Genomic DNA, 17,440 nt, shown 5'->3' with positions numbered 1-17,440 from the left:
CTATTGCGCTTGGTGATGTTTTTGTGCATATGACTTTGTCATTGCGTTTGGGGTGATGTATTAGCCTGAGGGGTAGGCTAATACATCTTTGTGGGGCGATACGGGGAGGGGGTATTATTTGAGCTGCAAGCTGAAATCAGCCCTTTCACTGCTAATCTCGTGCAGTAGATTTTCTATGGCTGACAGCTCGTGTGGGTTGAGGTGCTGGCTCGCTTGGGTAAAATCCGGCCAGTTGAGCTGCACCGGGCCGGCAAGATTGTTGGCGAGCAAATCGTATAAGCCATCCAGATTGTGGCCAAAGGCCTCGTCGGCCGGGATTTGCGCGCCAATCTGTTGATAGAGCTCCGCAAGTGAATGCACTTGGCAGAGGGTTAGCGTGGTGTGGCTTGGCATGCGGGCACCTCGGTAAAGGTCTGGTAATGATCAATGGTAATAAAGCGCGGGCCGTTGCCTTGGTAAACCAAGCGTTTGGCATTGCGCTTTTGGCCGCGGTAATCCAGGTCGGCCTCTTGGTAGCGACCGCTTGGTAGGCGTTGCTCGCGGTTGCCAAAGCGATCGCCACCAATCGATTTGCCAGGTAGAACATCCCACAGGCTGCGGCCCGGCTGCCAGCCGGCCGCTTGGGCCTCGCGTTTATTCACAAATTTGGGTGGCAGGCTCTGCGCCAGCGCGAGGCTAGTGAAGATTTCGTTGAGTTCTTGTGCATTAAGCTGGTGGCTGCGGGCAAATTGTTGCGCCAATTGGCTGCAGCTTGGTGTGGCGGCGCTAGCCCAGGTGCTTAGGCTAAGGCCGGCGATGGTCAGAAGAGTCAATAAGCGCGGCATAGGTTGGCTCGGGATTGAGGTGGGGTCATTATGCGCTGATTTGCTGGCTGGCGCAGAGGGATGAAGCCCTGAGATGGCGCGGCTTGGTTGTCGCAATACAGGGATTCCGCTACTATCAGGGGTTTCCCGATTGTCCCGATTGGCGATCCCTGCTATGGCAAAAACCCTGTACGACAAACTTTGGCAATCGCACGTGGTCCGCGAAGAAGCGGACGGCACTTGCCTGATCTATATCGACCGTCATCTGGTGCATGAAGTGACGAGCCCGCAAGCCTTTGAAGGGCTGAAACTGGCTGGTCGCCAACCATGGCGTAAAACCTCGGTGGTGGCCACGGCCGACCACAACACCCCCACAAATGAGTGGGACAAAGGCATTCAAGACCCGATTTCGCGCCTGCAGGTGGAAACGCTGGATGCCAATATCAAAGAATTCGGCGCGCTGGCGTATTTCCCATTCAAAGATCAGCGCCAGGGTATCGTGCATGTGGTTGGCCCGGAAAACGGCGCTACGCTGCCTGGTATGACTGTGGTGTGTGGTGATAGCCATACCTCTACCCATGGTGCTTTTGCGGCGCTGGCGCACGGTATCGGTACTTCTGAAGTTGAGCACGTACTGGCTACGCAAACGCTGGTTGCCAAAAAATCGAAATCCATGCTGGTGCGCGTGGATGGCCAACTGGGTTTTGGTGTAACTGCCAAGGACGTGGCGTTGGCGATTATCGGCAAAATCGGTACCGCCGGCGGCACGGGTTATGCGATTGAATTTGGTGGCGATGCCATTCGCAGCTTGAGCATGGAAGGGCGGATGACCCTGTGCAATATGGCCATCGAAGGCGGCGCGCGTGCGGGCATGGTGGCCGTTGATGATAAAACCATCGATTACCTGCAAGGCCGCCCATTCTCGCCAAACGCAGAGCAATGGGATGCCGCAGTCGCCTACTGGCGCACGCTGGTGTCTGATGAAGGTGCAGAGTTTGATACCGTCGTCACACTGCGTGCGGAAGAAATCGAGCCGCAAGTTACTTGGGGTACCTCACCCGAGCAAGTGCTGGGCATTTCCGGCAAAGTGCCCAATCCAGCCGCCGAGAGCGATCCGGTGAAAAAAGGCAGCTATGAGCGCGCCTTGCAATATATGGGTTTGACCGCGGATACCCCGCTGGCGCAAATCGCCATTGATAAAGTCTTTATCGGCTCCTGTACCAATAGCCGGATCGAAGATTTGCGCGCAGCTGCAAGTGTCGTCAAAGGCAAGAAAAAGGCAGCTTCAGTCAAGCAAGTATTGATTGTGCCAGGCTCGGGCTTGGTAAAAGCCCAAGCCGAAGCTGAAGGCCTGCATCAGATCTTTATCGAGGCCGGGTTTGAATGGCGTGAGCCGGGCTGTTCGATGTGTCTGGCCATGAATGCCGATCGTTTGTCGCCGGGTGAGCGTTGCGCTTCGACTTCAAACCGCAACTTTGAAGGGCGGCAAGGTCAGGGCGGGCGTACGCATCTGGTGAGCCCAGAAATGGCCGCCGCCGCCGCGATTGCCGGTCATTTTGTTGATGTACGAACTTTTGCCTAAGGAGTGCGCATGCGTGTCATTTTGTTCGGTGTGTTACTGCTGAGTCTGACCGCGTGTAACACCATTTCCGGAATCGGCAAAGACATTAAAAAAGGTGGCGAAGCCATCGAAAAGGCAGCGAAATGAAACCGTTTACTCAACTGGATGGGCTGGTGTGCGCGATGGATCGTGCCAACGTCGACACCGATGCCATTATCCCTAAGCAATTTTTGAAATCGATCAAACGTTCAGGCTTTGGCCCGAATCTGTTTGATGAATGGCGCTATCTGGATCACGGTGAGCCGGGGATGGATAACAGCCAGCGTCCGCTCAATCCGGATTTCGAGCTCAATCTGCCGCGCAATCAAGGCGCGCAAGTCCTATTGGCGCGTGACAACTTTGGCTGTGGTAGCTCGCGTGAGCACGCGCCATGGGCGATTGAAGATTTCGGCTTTCGCGCGCTGATTGCGCCAAGCTTTGCCGATATTTTCTTTAATAACTGTTTCAAAAATGGTCTGCTGCCGATTGTGCAGCCTGCGGCCGTGGTTGATCAGTTGTTCCGTGAAGCGGCCAGCGAAGGTTATCGCTTAAAGATTGATTTGCCAGCGCAAACTATCACTACCCCAAGCGGCGAGCAATTCAGCTTTGAAATCACCGAGCATCGCAAACATTGTTTGCTAAATGGTCTGGATGAAATCGGCCTGACTTTGGCGCATCGGGATGAAATCGCGGCTTTTGAAGCGCGGCGTAAAGCCGAGCAGCCGTGGCTGTTTGCCTAATTAATTGAGCCCCGACACAAATTTGGGGCTTAATTTTTAGACTTGATCAATAAATATGACCGGGTTTTATCGTATAGTTTCACGGTCAAATACACACTTGGAAAGTAAACCCATGATCCTGCATAAATTTAAAAATTCGAGCGATCTTGATCGTGCTGCTGCTGACCTGATCATTTCCATGGTTCGTGCCAAGCCAAATGCAGTGCTGGGCATGGCCACCGGTGGTACCCCAGTCGGCCTGTACAAAGAAATCGTGAAAACCTACCAGGCAGGTCTGGTGAGCTTTGCTCAAGCTAAAACGTTCAATCTGGATGAATACGTGGGTCTGCCAGTGACTCACCCAGAAAGCTATCGCAATTTCATGCAGCGCAATCTGTTCGATCACATCGATATCAAAGCGGAAAACACCCATGTGCCGAACGGCAATGCCGCTGATGTGGATGTAGAGTGCCGTGATTACGACCGCATGATGTTCGAGCAAGGCCCGGTTGATCTGCAATTGCTGGGTATTGGCCACAACGGCCACATCGGTTTTAACGAGCCGGATACGCAATTGTCACGCGGTACTTACAAAGTAACGCTGAAAGAAGAAACCCGCGAAGCCAACAAACGCTTCTTCGACAGCATTGATGATGTACCCACTCACGCCGTGACCATGGGTATGGGTTCGATCATGCAAGCCAAAGCGATTTTGCTGGTGGTAAAAGGTGCTGAAAAAGCCGCCATCCTGGATGCAACCCTGAATGGCCCGATCACCACGCAAGTGCCAGCTTCATTGCTGCAAACGCACCCACGCGTGATTGTGATGACTGATTGCGACGTTGATTACAAAGTATCGTTCTAAGCTGGCCTAGCCCAGTGAGCAAAGAGGGGCTTGCCCCTCTTTTTCACGTCGGCGGCAGTAATTTTTGCTAGGGGTATTGGGCTGTAAGCCAATCTAGATCAATACTGCAGACCTATACCCATTAGTATTTTGCATTGACACTCAACACCACGACGAGAGCATTATGAAAGTTCTGATTCTGCCCGGTGACGGCATTGGCCCCGAAATTGTTGCTCAGGCGAAAAAAGTCCTGCTGGCGCTGCAGCAAGATGGCCTGGCGCTGGAGCTGCAGGAAGCCCCATTGGGTGGCGCAGCTTATGATCAATACGGCGCGCCGTATCCAGAATTCACGCAAAAACTGGCGCGTGAAGCCGATGCGATTTTGCTCGGCGCCGTGGGTGGCCCACAGTACGATAAGCTCGATCGCCCACTGCGCCCAGAGCGTGGCTTGCTGGCCATCCGCAAAGATCTGAACTTGTTTGCCAATCTGCGCCCCGCGATTCTGTACCCAGAATTGGCCAATGCTTCCACGCTGAAGCCAGAAGTCGTGTCAGGCCTGGATATCCTGATCGTGCGCGAATTGACCGGCGATATTTACTTCGGCCAGCCACGCGGTATTCGCACCAATGACGCGGGCGAGCGCGAAGGCTTTAACACCATGCTGTATGCCGAAAGCGAAATTCGCCGCATCGGCCATGTGGCCTTCCAAGCGGCGCAAAAACGCGGCAAACGTCTGTGCTCAGTGGATAAAGCCAATGTGCTCGAAACCACCGAATTCTGGAAAGAGATCATGACTGATCTGGCGAAGGAATATCCGGATGTAGAGCTGAGCCATATGCTGGTGGATAACGCTGCGATGCAGCTGGTGAAAGCGCCGAAGCAATTCGATGTGGTGGTCACCGGTAATATCTTTGGTGACATTTTGAGCGACGAAGCTTCCATGCTGACCGGCTCGATTGGCATGCTGCCAAGCGCCTCGCTCGATGCGAATAACAAAGGTCTGTACGAGCCAAGCCATGGTTCGGCGCCCGATATCGCAGGCAAAGACGTAGCCAACCCATTGGCGACGATTTTGTCAGTAGCCATGATGCTGCGCTACACCTTCAATAACGAAGCTGCCGCGCAACGCGTAGAAAACGCCGTGAAAAAAGTGCTGGCCCAAGGCCTGCGCACGGCCGATATCTATGAAGCGGGTACGACCAAAGTCGGCTGCTCGGCGATGGGTGATGCGGTGGTGGCGGCGCTGTAAGGTCGTGCGCCGTACCGTTTGTAAGCCAAAAAAGAGCCTTGCGGGGCTCTTTTTTACTGCACAGCGTATGCTAAAACTTGCCAGCACAGTTTGGGAGAACGCCATGAAAGCCGGTTTAGTGGTCCTCGGGGTCGTGGCCAGTGTCTGGATGAACACGGCGCACGCCGAAGACATCACGCTCACCTTGCAAGAATATCCGCCCTATATGGGCGATGCCTTGCCGCACAAAGGCTTGCTTACCCGCATTGTGGTAGCTGCATTTGCGCAGCAAAAAATCACCGCCAAACTGGTGGCGGTGCCGAATAAGCGTGCGATTGATGGGGTGCGCATGGGCTTGTATGAGGGAGGTTTTGGCTGGGCCAAAAACCCCGAGCGCGAAAAAGACCTGATCTACACCGACCCGATTTTGTCGCTGAGTATGGTGTTTTGCCAGAAGCGCGGGCGCGAAATCAGCTGGAAAAAACTGCCCGATCTTGCCACCTATCGCATCGGTATTACCTCGGGCAATTTTTACTCGGATGAATTTGATAATCTGGTGAAGGCCGGCGTATTAAAAGTAGACGCCAGCAATAGCGACGTGAGCAATCTGCGTAAACTCAATGCCGGTTATATCGATGTCTTGCCGATTGATGTTGAAGTTGGCCCGTATCTGATCGCGCAAAATCTGGGCGAAGACGAGCGCAAAAATATCGTGTGCCCGCCGCAAGCCTACTGGAGCGCGCCGCTGCATGTCGTGCTGGATCGCAAAAACCCCAAATCCCCGCGCTGGGCGACTGAATTTAATATTGGCCTGCGCAAATTACTGGAAAGTGGCCAGCTCAATACCTTGCTCGATCAGGCGCGCAAAGACATTAATCAGGCCAAATAAGCGCCCATCCAGCCTGTGCCGCGCAAGGTGGGTAGGCTTGCGCCGCGATCAAAGGTAAAATACCCATTCACCGCACCGGCCACCAGGTCGCGTGCGGTTGTTTTATTTGGATACCTGGAGTGAGTATATGTCTAAAGCCATTTCTGTTGCGCTCGTCGGTGCAGATACCCCCGCAGCTCAAACTGTTCTGGATGTGTTGGGCGAAATGCCGATCCAGCTTGGCGCGCTGTACCCACTCGCCGATGACGAAGAAGCCGGCACGCTGGAGCTTAATCAGCAAGTGCTGCCGATTCTGGATCTGGAAACCTTCGATTTTGCCCATGTGGATGCGGCGCTGTTTGTGGGCGAGCCGGCGCTAGCCACCCGCTATGCGGCGCAAGCCGCCAGCGCGGGCGTGGCGGTGATTGATCTGACCGGTGGTGCTAATGCGCCGGTGGGCGCGGCCAAGCGCGGGCAAGTGGTGAGCCTGCCGCAAGTGGTGACTTCGATGATTACTGCCGCGCTGGATGCGCTGAAAACCGCGGCAGCGCCTGAGTTTGTGGCGGCCAGCGCGCTGCTGTCGGCCTCGGGCGAAGGCAAAAACGCGATTGAAACGCTGTCGATGCAGACGCGGCAACTGTTTGCCCAGCAGGAAGTCGAGCTGGGCGGTTATCCCAAGCGCTTGGCCTTTAATCTGCTGCCGGTAACTGATGCCGAAGCCATCAACCGGGTGCAACAGGAAGTGGCGGCCGCGGGCCTGCCCTTGCATAGCCTGACCCTGACACACGCGCCAGTGTTCTTCGGCCATGCCGTGAGCCTGAGCGTACGCCTGGCCCAGCCACAAACCCGTGCGCAAATCGAAGCCGCGCTGCAAGCCTCGCCAGCGCTGTTTTTCCTGCAAGTGGACGGCGCCGCCGGCATCGCTACCCCGCAAGATGCGATTGGCGCTGACAAAATCTGGGCGAATCAGCTGCAAGTATCGAACGATGGCCTGACGGTCACGCTGTGGCTGGTGGCCGACAATGCCCGCTTGCCAGCACGCGCAGCAGCCTTGCTGCTGGCTCTGCTGTAATCCGGTGAATCACTCGTTCGCCTGAAAGCAAAAGCCCCGCAGTGCGGGGCTTTTTGTTTTTGTGGCTGTACGAGCAGGTTCGTACACTCGCGGCGGACTGAGGCCTTGCCAGCGCCAACCTGCCTTAGCTGGTATGTTGCTCTAGGGTATAGCGCGCTCCGCCATCAATACCAAGGTGTTGCACCAGATACGGTAGGGAGGTTTGTAGTGATTCGGCCAGCGTCCACGGCGGGTTAAGCACAAACATGCCACTGCCATGCATACCAAAACCATCGGCGCGCGGGCTATGGACGGTGAGGGCAGCATGCAGCCAGCCTTTGGCCGGCAGCTTTTTCAGTTTATCCAGCATCTGCTTGACTTCAGGGCGCGAGAGCTCCGGATACCAGATCGCGTACACGCCGGTGGCAAAGCGCTCCAGCGCCAGCTTCATGGTGTCGACCACGCGCACATAATCGTGTTTGTCTTCATACGGGGGGTCGATCAGCATCAGCGCGCGACGCGGCGGTGGTGGCAAAACGCCTTTGATGCTGGCAAAGCCATCGGCATGCTGCACCTGGGCCGCGCGGCCGGCGCTGGCAAAATTGTCGCTCAAGAGCTGCACATCGCTGCTGTGCAGCTCAAACAGCCGCAATTTATCATCGCTGCGCTGCAGGGCCTGTGCCACATACGGCGAGCCCGGATACAGCTGCAAACGCTCACCCGGATTGAGCTCGCGCACAATTTCGACATAACGCTGCAGCGGCGCGGGCAGATCTTTTCGTTGCCAGATACGGGCAATACCGGTGTTGTACTCGGCATTTTTGGTGGCGTAGCCTTCGGTCAGCGAATACACGCCGGCCCCAGCGTGGGTATCGATATACCACCACGGCTTGTCTTTCTGGTTTAGATAATCCAGTAGCAAGGTTTGAACGGCGTGTTTGAGCACATCGGCATGGTTGCCGGCGTGAAAGGCGTGGCGGTAACTGAGCATGGGGCACCTGCAAAACAATCGCCTATTTTAGCGCTAAACCGCAGTGCCCACCTAACTGCCCGCGCAGCGGCCATGCGCGCCAGTGTAGGTACAAGTGACATTCCCAGCGCAAAACCGCACCGCGCGCGCGCATTGTGCTTAGAATGGCTTATGGCTTTATCGTGAGGTAGGCATGGGCTGGTTGCTAATCGGGCTGAGTCTGTTGTGTTTGGCGCTGCTGGTGTACGCCTGGCGCGCCCGCCGCTTGCGTCGGCGCTATCAGGCGCTGGTGGATAGTATTCCCGATCTGGCGTGGGCCAAAGATCGCGAGGGGCGCTTTGTGGTGGTGAACAAAGCCTTTTGCGATATCTGGCACATTGCCGATGCCCGCCAGCTGTTGGGGAAAGACGATTTTTTCCTCTCGCCGCCACATCTGGCGCAGCGCTATCGCGAAGATGATTTGCGCATCGTGGAATCTGGCGAAGCGATCCGGCAGGAGCATCCGTTTGAGCATGTAGAAGACGGCCAGCGCTGGATGGAACTGATCAAAGTGCCGGTGCGCGAGGGGCGGCAGGTGATTGGCACAGCTGGGATTGCCCGCGATATTAGCGAGCGCAAACGCGCCCAAGAGCAGCTGCGCTGGCTGGCTGAACATGATCCGCTCACGCGGCTCTATAACCGCCATGCGCTGGAAAACCAGCTGGCCGAATGGGTACGCAGCGGGCTACCGTTTGCGCTGTGGTTGATCGATCTGGATCATTTCAAACGGATTAACGATGCGCTTGGCCACGCCGCGGGCGATGCCGCGCTGGTGCAAATTGGCGAGCGGCTGCAATCGATTAGCGAGCAGGTGTTTCGCCTGGGTGGCGACGAATTTGTCCTGCTGGCACCGCAGGCGCAATTGGCTTTGATCGATGAAGCGCTGGGGCGCTTTTTGAGTCAGAGTATCCGGATTGAAGAGCTGGATTTTCCACTCGGATTCACTGCGGGGCGTGTCAGTTTTCCGGCCGATGGGCACAGCGGCGGGCAATTGCTCAAGCATGCCGATGTCGCGCTCTATCAGGGCAAGGCTGCCGGGCGTGGGCGGGTGAGCGGTTTTCAGGCCATCATGGCGCAAGACGCGGTGCGCCAATTGCAGCTCGAACGCGAATTGCGCCAGGCGCTGGAGCGTGGCGAATTTCGCCTCGTGTATCAGCCGCAAGTGCGGCTGACAGATGGGCAGGTGACTGGTTTTGAAGCGCTGATTCGCTGGTATCAGCCCTTGCGCGGCGAGATTAGCCCGCTGCAGTTTATTCCCTTTGCCGAGCAAACCGGCATTATCGCCGCGATTGGCGATTGGGCACTGGAAGAAGCCATGGCGCAACTGCAAAGCTGGGCGGCGGCTGGCCAGCCTTTACTGCCGGTGGCGGTGAATGTCTCGGCGCTGCAGTTAGCCCATGGCCGTTTTGCCGAAAGCGTGATCGCGCGCGTGCAGGCCTTACCGCCCGCTTTGCAGCCTTTATTGCAGCTGGAGCTGACCGAATCCACGCTGATGGACCAGCATGCCTGGCAAGCGCTGCAGCAGCTCACCGCGGCGGGCATTGCGATTCATATGGATGATTTTGGTACCGGCTACTCGAACCTGGCGATGTTGTCGCGCCTTGCGCTCAGTAAGCTCAAGTTTGATCGCAGCCTGATCAAGAATATTCCCGACAATCAGGCCCAGCAGCAGGTCTGCCGCGCCTTGCTTGATCTGGCACGAGCGCTGCAGCTCGAAGTCGTGGCCGAAGGGGTTGAAACGCCGGCCGAAGCCGACTGGCTGGCGGCGCAAGGGGTAGATTACGCTCAGGGCTACTGGTTTAGCCGGCCGCTGGAGGCTAATAAGGTGCCAGCCTATTTGCAGGCCGAGGGTATGTTGCTGTAGCTCTTGCTTTGTATTGACTTGGGGGCGATACCTGCCTAGGTATTGCGCAGCGCCCGCTGTGGTGAGCGTACAAACAGGCCACCGAACACCCGCACACATAGATAAACCCATTGCGCCAGCAGATACGACATGCCATCGGCTAAACACAGGCTGCGCAAGAGCTGATCGGCCTCGCGTCGGTGGGGCTTTGCCGCCAGCGCGCCTTCGCGAATTAACTGGTACAGCGCATCATGCACCAGCGAGCCGCGCACAATACTGGGTAAATCCGGCATCGGGCCGCTAGCGCCATCCCAGCTGTAATGCGCCGCGATGGCCAGTGTGCCATCCGTATGCAAGCGCAGAAAACCATTGCCCACGGCCTCTGGCGGGCGCAGCGGGGTGACGAGCTGATAGGGCGTATCCAGCGTGTATTTATACGTGCGCCGGCGGCGATAAAACGCCGGCATTACTGACCCTGCCGTTCGGCAATGGCCTCGGCCCAATAATTGATATTGCTTTCGGTGATGGCTTGATAGTCATTGATAAAGCCTTGCAGCACATCGTCTTCAATGGTTTGCAATTCGGCGGTGAGGTAAATCAGCCGATCCCGCAGCGCGCGCAGCTTCAGGTGAATGGTGTTGTTGCGCATCCAGTATTCTTCGATATTCAAAAAACTGGCAATCCCGCCCAATAACGTCATCAGCGCCCCCAGCACCAAGGCGATATTTTTGGCATAGGGCGCCAGCCATGGCCATTCCAGCCCCAGCACCACGGTGGAAGCCGCCGCGAGGGTCAAGAGCGAGAATTTGAGGGTATAGGTGGTTTGCTTGAGCTGCTGGCTTTTGCGCTCGCTATAGCGCTGATGGCGGATGATTTTGCTGAGCAAAAACCGCACCCGGATATCTGGGTGCTGCGTAATGATCTGCGCGGTGATGTCGTGGTCCATCGCGGGCTTCTGGGTGAAAACCTGTATGATACCCAGCGCATTGTGGTTGCTAACACTGCTTGCAAGCTTTTCGTTGTAATGAGGTCATATTGGCGCCCCGGTTCAATATGCTGGTGTTGCTCTGCACGCACGGTAGGAATGGATAGCCGTGGCAATAGTCGACAGCCTAGCCAAGGCCGAGAAAAAAGGCAGCCTAAGCTGCCTTTTTACGCGGATGTTTCTGACAGCCTAGGGTTTCAGGTAGCTCACAGATAGCTCAAATCGCGCGCCTTGCCCCAGAACACCCGATACGAGTAGATGGTGTAGCCAACAATCGTCGGCAGCACGATCGCGGCGCCAAAGAGCATGATGAGCAGGGCTTCGGGGCTGCTGGCGGCTTGCCAGATGGTGAGCTGATCGATCACCAGATGCGGGAAGATACTGAACACCAGCCCGAAAAAGCACAGCGCCACAATCCCGACCGTTGCCGCAAAGGGTAGCCAGCAGAAATTATCATTGCCTTGCTGCTGGCGCTGGGCAAGTTTAGGCAGGCTGTACGCCATTACCGCAAACAGGGCGATCGATACCAGTGGCACCGGGGCCAGCAGGAAGAAGTTTGGCAGGCTAAACCATAGCTCAAATACCCGCGGGCTGATGGCCGGGGTGGCCACCGAAACCAGCAGTGCTGCCAGCGCGGCAAAACCTAAGCTGGCTTTGGCCCAGCGCACGGCTCGTTGTTGCAGATCGCCAGTGGATTTCATAATCAGCCAGCCCGCGCCCAGCAGGGCATAGGCGGCGATCAGGCTCAGGCCGACCAGTAGGGCAAAACCCCAGGCGGCCCAGCCCGGTGCAAAGCCGGTGAGATAGCGCCCCAGCATCACGCCCTGCGCTACCGTGGCCAAGAGTGAACCGACGAAAAACAGGCGATTCCACAGCGGCTGGTGCTGCGCTTGGGCTTTCACGCGAAAATCAAAGGCCACCCCGCGCAAAATCAGCCCCAGCAGCATCAGTGCTACGGGTAAATATAGTGCTGTCAGAATTACCCCATGCGCCAGCGGGAATGCCACCAGCAATAGGCCCACCCCCAGTACCAGCCAGGTTTCGTTGGCATCCCAGAAGGGGCCAATCGCGGCGATCATCTGATCTTTTTGTGGGGTATCGCTCGCTAACTCAAGCAAAATGCCAACGCCAAGGTCATACCCATCCAGTACAACGTAGGCAAACATCGCCACCACCATCAGGGCGGCAAAAATTACTGGTAGCCAATAGGCCAGATCAATGCCCGTCATGATGTCACTCCTCAAGCTTTGGCTTTGCGGGCCAGATAAAAGACCACCGAAATGTACGAGGCGAGCAAGAACACGTACAACGCCAGATACATGATCAGCGTGCTCAAGATCATGCCGCCCGCCACATTAGAGGCCGCATCAGCGGTTTTGAGTACCCCTTGCACCAGCCAGGGCTGGCGGCCGATTTCGGTTACATACCAGCCGGCCACGGTGGCAATCCAGCCGCTAAAGGTCATACCGATCAACACGCGGCCCAGCCATGGGGCTGGCTCGCCCACCCGGCGTAGTTGCCAAGCCGCCAGCCAGCTGGTGAGCAGCATCAGCACACCCACGCCCACCATCACGCGGAAGGACCAGAATACTTTCGCAACTGGCGGGTGTTCGCCCACAAACTCATTCAGGCCTTTGATTTCGCCATTCAGATCGTGTGTCAGAATCAAGCTGGCTAGTTTGGGGATGCCAATCGCGTAGTCATTGCTGCGTGTTTCGCTATTGGGCAGGGCAAACAGCAGCAGCGGGGCGCCGCGCTCGGTGTGCCACACACCTTCGATGGCCGCCAGCTTGGCCGGCTGATGTTTCAGGGTATTCAGGCCATGCATATCGCCGACAAAAATCTGCAGCGGGATCAAGAGCGCAGCCAGATACACGCCAGTTTTCAGGCTGGCATGGACGCCGCCGGTGCGCTGGCCGGCCAGCCAGCGGTACGCCGAAACCCCAGCCAGTAAAAACGCCACCGTCAGGCCAGAGGCCAGCAGCATATGCGTGAGGCGATAAGGCATGGATGGATTAAAAATCACCGCCAGCCAGCTCGTGACATGGGCTTGGCCATTGATCATTTCAAAGCCGGCCGGGGTTTGCATCCAGGAATTAAGCACCAAAATCCAGAATGCCGACAGCGTTGTGCCGCCTGCCACCAGCACGGTGGCTACCGTATGCATCCGGTTGGAGACCCGTTGCTGGCCAAACAGCATAATCCCGAGGAACGTCGCCTCTAGGAAAAACGCCGTTAGCACTTCATAGGCCAAGAGCGGCCCGGCGATATTGCCCACCGTTTGCATATAGCCCGGCCAGTTGGTACCGAACTGAAAACTCATGGTAATGCCGCTCACCACGCCCAACGCAAAAGTCAGGGCGAAGATTTTTACCCAGAATGCATAGGCATCCAGCCATTTGGCTTCGCCGGTGGCATTAAAGCGCAGCTTGAAAAACAGCAGCACCCAACCGAGCGCAATGCTGATGGTGGGAAACAAGATATGAAACGTGATATTGGCGCCAAATTGAATGCGGGCCAATAACAGCGGATCGAGCACACTGGCATCGGGTGGCATGGTTTATTCCTCCTTGCGGGCGGCGTCTTGGCCGATAAAGGGCAGTTTTTGGGTAAACAGTAAGAACTTTTGCACCTGCGCGCCGAGCTTCATCAGCTTTTCCAGCGTTTCGACATCCAGTTTTTGAATATCGCTAAACCAGCTGGTTACCAGATCAATCAGCCCATGCATTTCGGCCATCCGCGCCTGCGCATAGCGCTCGGCGTCGTTGCCCGGCTCTTCCATCAGCGCACCGCGCAGCATGGTGAGGGTGGGCTCCACTTCGCGCTTGCGGCGCTCTTCGGCCAGGGTTTGAAAAATCGCCCACACGTCTTCCGGGGTGGAGTAATACTCGCGCCGATCGCCGGGAAAATGCTGCAGCTTTACCAGCCGCCACGATTCCAGCTCTTTGAGCCCCATGCTGACGTTCGAGCGCGAAAAGCCCAGCGCCTCGGCCATTTCATCGGCATTAAGCGGTTTTTCACTGACAAACAGCAGCGCATAAATCTGCCCCACGGTGCGATTAATGCCCCAGCGGCTACCCATTTCGCCAAAGTGCAGCACGAAAGATTGGATCAAAGGTGTGAGCTTCATAAACGTTTTGAATTTTCAGTAATCTTTGAAATTTGATCTGGATCATATTCCAGCGGGGGTGAGCTTGACAATGGGCTGCCCAAAATTTAGGCGATTGTATTTTGCTATCTAGTTGATTGATAAAAACTAAAACGCTGGCGATTGACTTTGTCATATTCGCGTCAGGCAATGGCAGGGCGATTGGGCTACAATGCGCGCCAGCCAAGGTGAGGCGCGCAGCAATCGCTGCCCGCCTTTAAACGGGAAACAGGTGAAAAGCCTGTACTGCCCCTGCAACGGTAAATCAGTGTAGTCGGTCATGCGCCCCGCGCAGCCACTGTTCGCATCGCGAATGGGAAGGCGACCGATCGGCCCGCAAGTGGGTCACTGATCAGTCCGGATACCGGCCTCGGTGGCTGCGCATTGGCGCAGCGAAACGCACGGCAGGGTGCCCGCGCGCGTGAACTCAGGATCGTTCGATCCGGCTAACGCGTGGCCTCTGTCGGTTTTAAACAGCAATACACTGTGGGTGTATTGCCGGAGGCCCTAATGAATACGCGTCTTTCCCAGTTATACCTCGTAGTTTTATCGACTTTTCCGCTGCTGGCTCAGGCCGCAAACACCGCCGAGCCGCTTGAAGAGATCGTGGTTACCGCATCGCGCATTGCCCAGCCCGAGCGCGAAGTCATCGGTGATGTGACTATCCTGACCGCGGCCGAGCTGGCCCGCGAAGGCCAGAGTAGCCTGCCTGAAGTGCTGGCGCGCCAGCCCGGCATTCAAACCGCCAGCAATGGTGGCCCGGGCAAAGCGATGAATCTGTTTATCCGCGGTGCCAATACCAATCAAAGTATTGTGCTGATTGATGGGGTGCGCGTGGGTTCGGCCACCACCGGCACGGCTGCGCTGCAGAATCTTCCGCTGGCGCAGATTGAGCGCATCGAAATCCTGCGTGGCCCTGCGGCCAGCCTGTATGGCGCTGATGCCATTGGCGGGGTCATCCAGATCTTTACCAAGCGCGGCCAAGCCGGCATGCAGCCGGCCATTAGCTTAGGCATGGGCACGCAAGACAGCCTGCAAGCCAGCGCCAGCCTGAGTGGCGGCACGGCTACAACCCGCTATGCCGCCAGCGTGAGCCATTACAAAACCGACGGCATTAGCGCGCTGGTGCTGCCTAAATACGCCAAGTACAACAGCGATGCCGATGGCTATGAAAATACCAGCGGCTCGTTGAGCCTGAGCCATCAGCTGGCCACTGGCCATGAGCTGGGCGCGAGCCTGCTGGTGGCCGACAGCGAAAGCCATTACGACAACGCCTACGCGCCGAAGGTTTACGATTATCGCGATCAAAGCACCAGCGGCGCGCTGCAGGTGTACAGCAGCAATCAATTTACCGAGCGTTGGCATAGCCGCCTGCAAGTGGGCCAAAGCCTTGACAATAGTTACACCTATGCGCCGGCCGCGACTGCGGCCAAAGAGCGAAGCCAGTTTAAAACCCAGCAAACTCAAATAAGCTGGCTCAATGATATTCAAGTCGGCCCGGGCACGGCCACCTTGGGCGCCGAGACGCTGAATCAGGAAGTCTCTGGCACCACCAAATACGATGTAGACCAGCGCCGCATTAATAGTTTCTTGGGTGGCTATCTGGCCAAGCTGGGCGCGCTGAGCCTGCAGGGTAATCTGCGCAGCGACGATAACTCGCAATTTGGCCGCCAAACCACCGGCAGCGCGGGCGCGAGCTATCAGCTGAACGAGCAATGGCAACTGGGTGGTAGCTACGGTACCGCCTACAAAGCACCGACCTTTAACGATCTGTATTTCCCCAATTACGGTAATCCGCATCTGAAACCGCAAGAATCAGCCGGTGGCGAGCTCTTTACCCGCTATCGTGGCGACGCGCTGCAGCTGAGCCTGACGGGCTATCGCAATACAGTGAAAAACTTCATCCTGACCCGCACCAATACCGTCAGCAATGTCGAGCGCGTGCGCCTGCAGGGGATTACGTTCACCAGCGATTGGCAGAGCGGCAACTGGCTGGCGGGCGTGAGCTACGACTACCTTGATGCCAAAGATCTGCAAAAAGATCAGCAATTGGCGCGCCGCGCCAAGCACAGTGCTTTGGCCTATGCCGGCTATGCCGCCGATGGCTGGCAGCTGCGTGCGGAAGTGCAGGGCCAGAGCAAACGCTATGACGACATCTATGGCGTTGGCCGCGTGACACTGGCGGGCTATGGCGTGGTGAATCTGAGCGCCGATTACCAGCTGAGCAAAGACTGGAGCGTGAATGCCCGGGTAAATAATCTGTTTGATCGCGATTACACCCAGGTTTACGACTACGGCACGCTGGGCCTGAATGGCATGCTGACGCTGCGCTGGGCGCCGCAAAAGTAAGCCATGCTGTGGTTTGCCCCCCAATTACTGCTGCCGGCCTTGTGGCTTGCGCTAGTGCTGGAGGCGCTGTGGGGTGAGCCCCGGCGCTGGCACCCGCTGGTCGGCTTTGGCCGTCTGGCGCAGTGGCTGGAGCAGCGGTGCAATACCGGCAGGATGGGTATTGCCCGGGGGGGCTTATGTGTTTTGATTTTGGTGGTGATACCTGCAGGGGTATTTGCGGCTGGCTTAGGGCTGTTACAGACTCAAGCCCAGACCATGCCCCTGAGCGCCAGCCACTGGGCGAGTAGCGTGGCGGCGGTGCTGGGGCATGGGTTCTTGCTGTGGTTTGCGCTGGGCGCCCGCAGCCTGCATGAGCATGTGATCGCCATCTGGTGGCCGCTGCAGGCGCGCGATTTACCCGCAGCGCGGGCGGCTTTGCAGCGGATTGTCAGCCGCGATTGTGCTGCGCTGGAACATCCGGCCATTGCTCGCGGCGCGATTGAATCCACGCTGGAGAACGGCGCCGATGCTGTGTTTGCCAGCCTGTGCTGGTTTATTTTGCTGGGCGGGCCGGGCGCGCTATTGCACCGGCTAGCTAATACCCTGGATGCAATGTGGGGCTATCGCACGCCACGCTTAAATCAATTTGGCCGCGTGGCGGCGCGGCTGGATGATGTACTGAATGTTATTCCCGCCCGCCTTACCGCGCTGAGCTACGCGCTGCTGGGCCAAACCCGGCTGGCGCTACATTGCTGGTGGCGCCAAGCCCCAGAGTGGGATAGCCCGAATGCCGGGCCGGTGATGGCCAGTGGCGCCGGTGCGCTGGGCGTCGCCTTGGGCGGGCCGGCGGTTTATCATGGGCGGCTGGAAGAGCGCCCCATCCTGGGTGCCGGCCGGGTGCCGCAGGCCGCCGATGTGCGACGCGCGCTGTGGCTGGTGCAACGCTGTTTTGCCTTGCAACTGGCACTGGCGGTGCTGTTGCTGGTGCTGCAGTGGTGGTGGAGATGAAGCTGT

Annotated in this window: 18 protein-coding genes and 1 riboswitch; of the genes, 10 read left to right on the top strand and 8 right to left on the bottom strand. The window is 57.2% G+C overall.

Translation table 11 applies throughout. The features are described 5' to 3' along the window. Nucleotides 1-114 precede the first annotated feature (114 nt). Both G482_RS0114930 and G482_RS0114925 read right to left on the bottom strand, forming a co-directional pair. Nucleotides 115-393, bottom strand: coding sequence for a barstar family protein (locus G482_RS0114930; protein WP_028450704.1), 279 nt, complete (start codon nt 391-393; stop codon nt 115-117). Continuing rightward, nucleotides 372-824 (bottom strand): ribonuclease domain-containing protein, encoded by a 453-nt coding sequence (locus G482_RS0114925; RefSeq protein ID WP_028450703.1) that lies wholly within the window; start codon nt 822-824, stop codon nt 372-374. The genes G482_RS0114930 and G482_RS0114925 overlap by 22 nt, the downstream gene beginning before the upstream one ends. 154 nt (nt 825-978) lie before the next feature. On the opposite strand from G482_RS0114925, the gene leuC reads away from it, so the two are divergent. From leuC to G482_RS0114890, 7 genes are all read left to right on the top strand, one after another. Next, nucleotides 979-2,385 (top strand): 3-isopropylmalate dehydratase large subunit, encoded by a 1,407-nt coding sequence (gene leuC, locus G482_RS0114920; protein ID WP_028450702.1) that lies wholly within the window; start codon nt 979-981, stop codon nt 2,383-2,385. Nucleotides 2,386-2,394: 9 nt separating this feature from the next. Then, nucleotides 2,395-2,511, top strand: coding sequence for an entericidin A/B family lipoprotein (locus G482_RS20170; protein WP_156129093.1), 117 nt, complete (start codon nt 2,395-2,397; stop codon nt 2,509-2,511). Then, a complete protein-coding gene (leuD, locus tag G482_RS0114910; protein WP_028450701.1) occupies nt 2,508-3,143 on the top strand; it encodes a 3-isopropylmalate dehydratase small subunit in 636 nt (211 codons plus the stop codon). The genes G482_RS20170 and leuD overlap by 4 nt, the downstream gene beginning before the upstream one ends. Before the next feature lie 112 nt (nt 3,144-3,255). Continuing rightward, nucleotides 3,256-3,987 (top strand): glucosamine-6-phosphate deaminase, encoded by a 732-nt coding sequence (nagB, locus tag G482_RS0114905; RefSeq protein ID WP_028450700.1) that lies wholly within the window; start codon nt 3,256-3,258, stop codon nt 3,985-3,987. Between the two features lie 163 nt (nt 3,988-4,150). Continuing rightward, nucleotides 4,151-5,215 carry a 3-isopropylmalate dehydrogenase gene (gene leuB / locus G482_RS0114900; RefSeq protein ID WP_028450699.1) on the top strand — a complete coding sequence of 355 codons (1,065 nt, stop codon included), beginning with the start codon at nt 4,151-4,153 and terminating at the stop codon, nt 5,213-5,215. Between the two features lie 103 nt (nt 5,216-5,318). Beyond that, nucleotides 5,319-6,083: a substrate-binding periplasmic protein gene (locus G482_RS18975; protein ID WP_169721088.1), complete on the top strand. Its 765-nt coding sequence runs from the start codon at nt 5,319-5,321 to the stop codon at nt 6,081-6,083. Nucleotides 6,084-6,210: 127 nt separating this feature from the next. Beyond that, a complete protein-coding gene (locus G482_RS0114890; RefSeq protein ID WP_028450698.1) occupies nt 6,211-7,134 on the top strand; it encodes an Asd/ArgC dimerization domain-containing protein in 924 nt (307 codons plus the stop codon). Between the two features lie 124 nt (nt 7,135-7,258). On the opposite strand, the gene G482_RS0114885 is transcribed toward G482_RS0114890, so the two are convergent. Next, nucleotides 7,259-8,104: a 23S rRNA (adenine(2030)-N(6))-methyltransferase RlmJ gene (locus G482_RS0114885; protein WP_028450697.1), complete on the bottom strand. Its 846-nt coding sequence runs from the start codon at nt 8,102-8,104 to the stop codon at nt 7,259-7,261. A gap of 172 nt (nt 8,105-8,276) precedes the next feature. On the opposite strand from G482_RS0114885, the gene G482_RS18970 reads away from it, so the two are divergent. After that, on the top strand, nt 8,277-9,986 hold the full coding sequence (locus tag G482_RS18970) for an EAL domain-containing protein (protein WP_051259085.1): 1,710 nt from the start codon (nt 8,277-8,279) through the stop codon (nt 9,984-9,986). Between the two features lie 35 nt (nt 9,987-10,021). Here G482_RS18970 and G482_RS0114875 read toward each other — a convergent pair whose 3' ends face one another. The 5 genes from G482_RS0114875 to G482_RS0114855 all read right to left on the bottom strand — a co-directional run bounded on the left by G482_RS0114875 (nt 10,022) and on the right by G482_RS0114855 (nt 14,080). Then, complete coding sequence (locus G482_RS0114875; RefSeq protein ID WP_028450696.1) at nt 10,022-10,432, bottom strand: hypothetical protein; 411 nt, start codon at nt 10,430-10,432, stop codon at nt 10,022-10,024. Next, nucleotides 10,432-10,911, bottom strand: coding sequence for a DUF4231 domain-containing protein (locus G482_RS0114870; protein WP_028450695.1), 480 nt, complete (start codon nt 10,909-10,911; stop codon nt 10,432-10,434). Before G482_RS0114870 ends, G482_RS0114875 begins: the two co-directional genes overlap by 1 nt. Nucleotides 10,912-11,156: 245 nt before the next feature. Further along, complete coding sequence (cydB, locus tag G482_RS0114865; RefSeq protein ID WP_028450694.1) at nt 11,157-12,179, bottom strand: cytochrome d ubiquinol oxidase subunit II; 1,023 nt, start codon at nt 12,177-12,179, stop codon at nt 11,157-11,159. 11 nt (nt 12,180-12,190) lie between these two features. After that, on the bottom strand, nt 12,191-13,507 hold the full coding sequence (locus G482_RS18965; RefSeq protein WP_051259084.1) for a cytochrome ubiquinol oxidase subunit I: 1,317 nt from the start codon (nt 13,505-13,507) through the stop codon (nt 12,191-12,193). Nucleotides 13,508-13,510: 3 nt separating this feature from the next. Further along, nucleotides 13,511-14,080, bottom strand: a complete 570-nt coding sequence (locus G482_RS0114855; protein ID WP_028450693.1) for a GbsR/MarR family transcriptional regulator — start codon at nt 14,078-14,080, stop codon at nt 13,511-13,513. Nucleotides 14,081-14,267: 187 nt separating this feature from the next. Beyond that, a riboswitch (cobalamin riboswitch) is annotated at nt 14,268-14,485 on the top strand. A 123-nt stretch (nt 14,486-14,608) separates the two neighbouring features. Here G482_RS0114855 and G482_RS0114850 point away from each other — a divergent pair. Together G482_RS0114850 and cbiB are read left to right on the top strand one after the other, a co-directional pair. Further along, nucleotides 14,609-16,447 (top strand): TonB-dependent receptor domain-containing protein, encoded by a 1,839-nt coding sequence (locus tag G482_RS0114850; protein ID WP_028450692.1) that lies wholly within the window; start codon nt 14,609-14,611, stop codon nt 16,445-16,447. Nucleotides 16,448-16,450: 3 nt separating this feature from the next. Then, entirely contained in the window at nt 16,451-17,434 is a 984-nt protein-coding gene (gene cbiB, locus G482_RS0114845) for an adenosylcobinamide-phosphate synthase CbiB (RefSeq protein WP_028450691.1), read from the top strand. Nucleotides 17,435-17,440: the final 6 nt, after the last annotated feature.

This window comes from Chitinibacter tainanensis DSM 15459 (assembly GCF_000429785.1).
Classification (GTDB): Bacteria; Pseudomonadota; Gammaproteobacteria; order Burkholderiales; family Chitinibacteraceae; genus Chitinibacter; species Chitinibacter tainanensis.
This window is presented reverse-complemented; position numbering and strand designations above follow the sequence as displayed.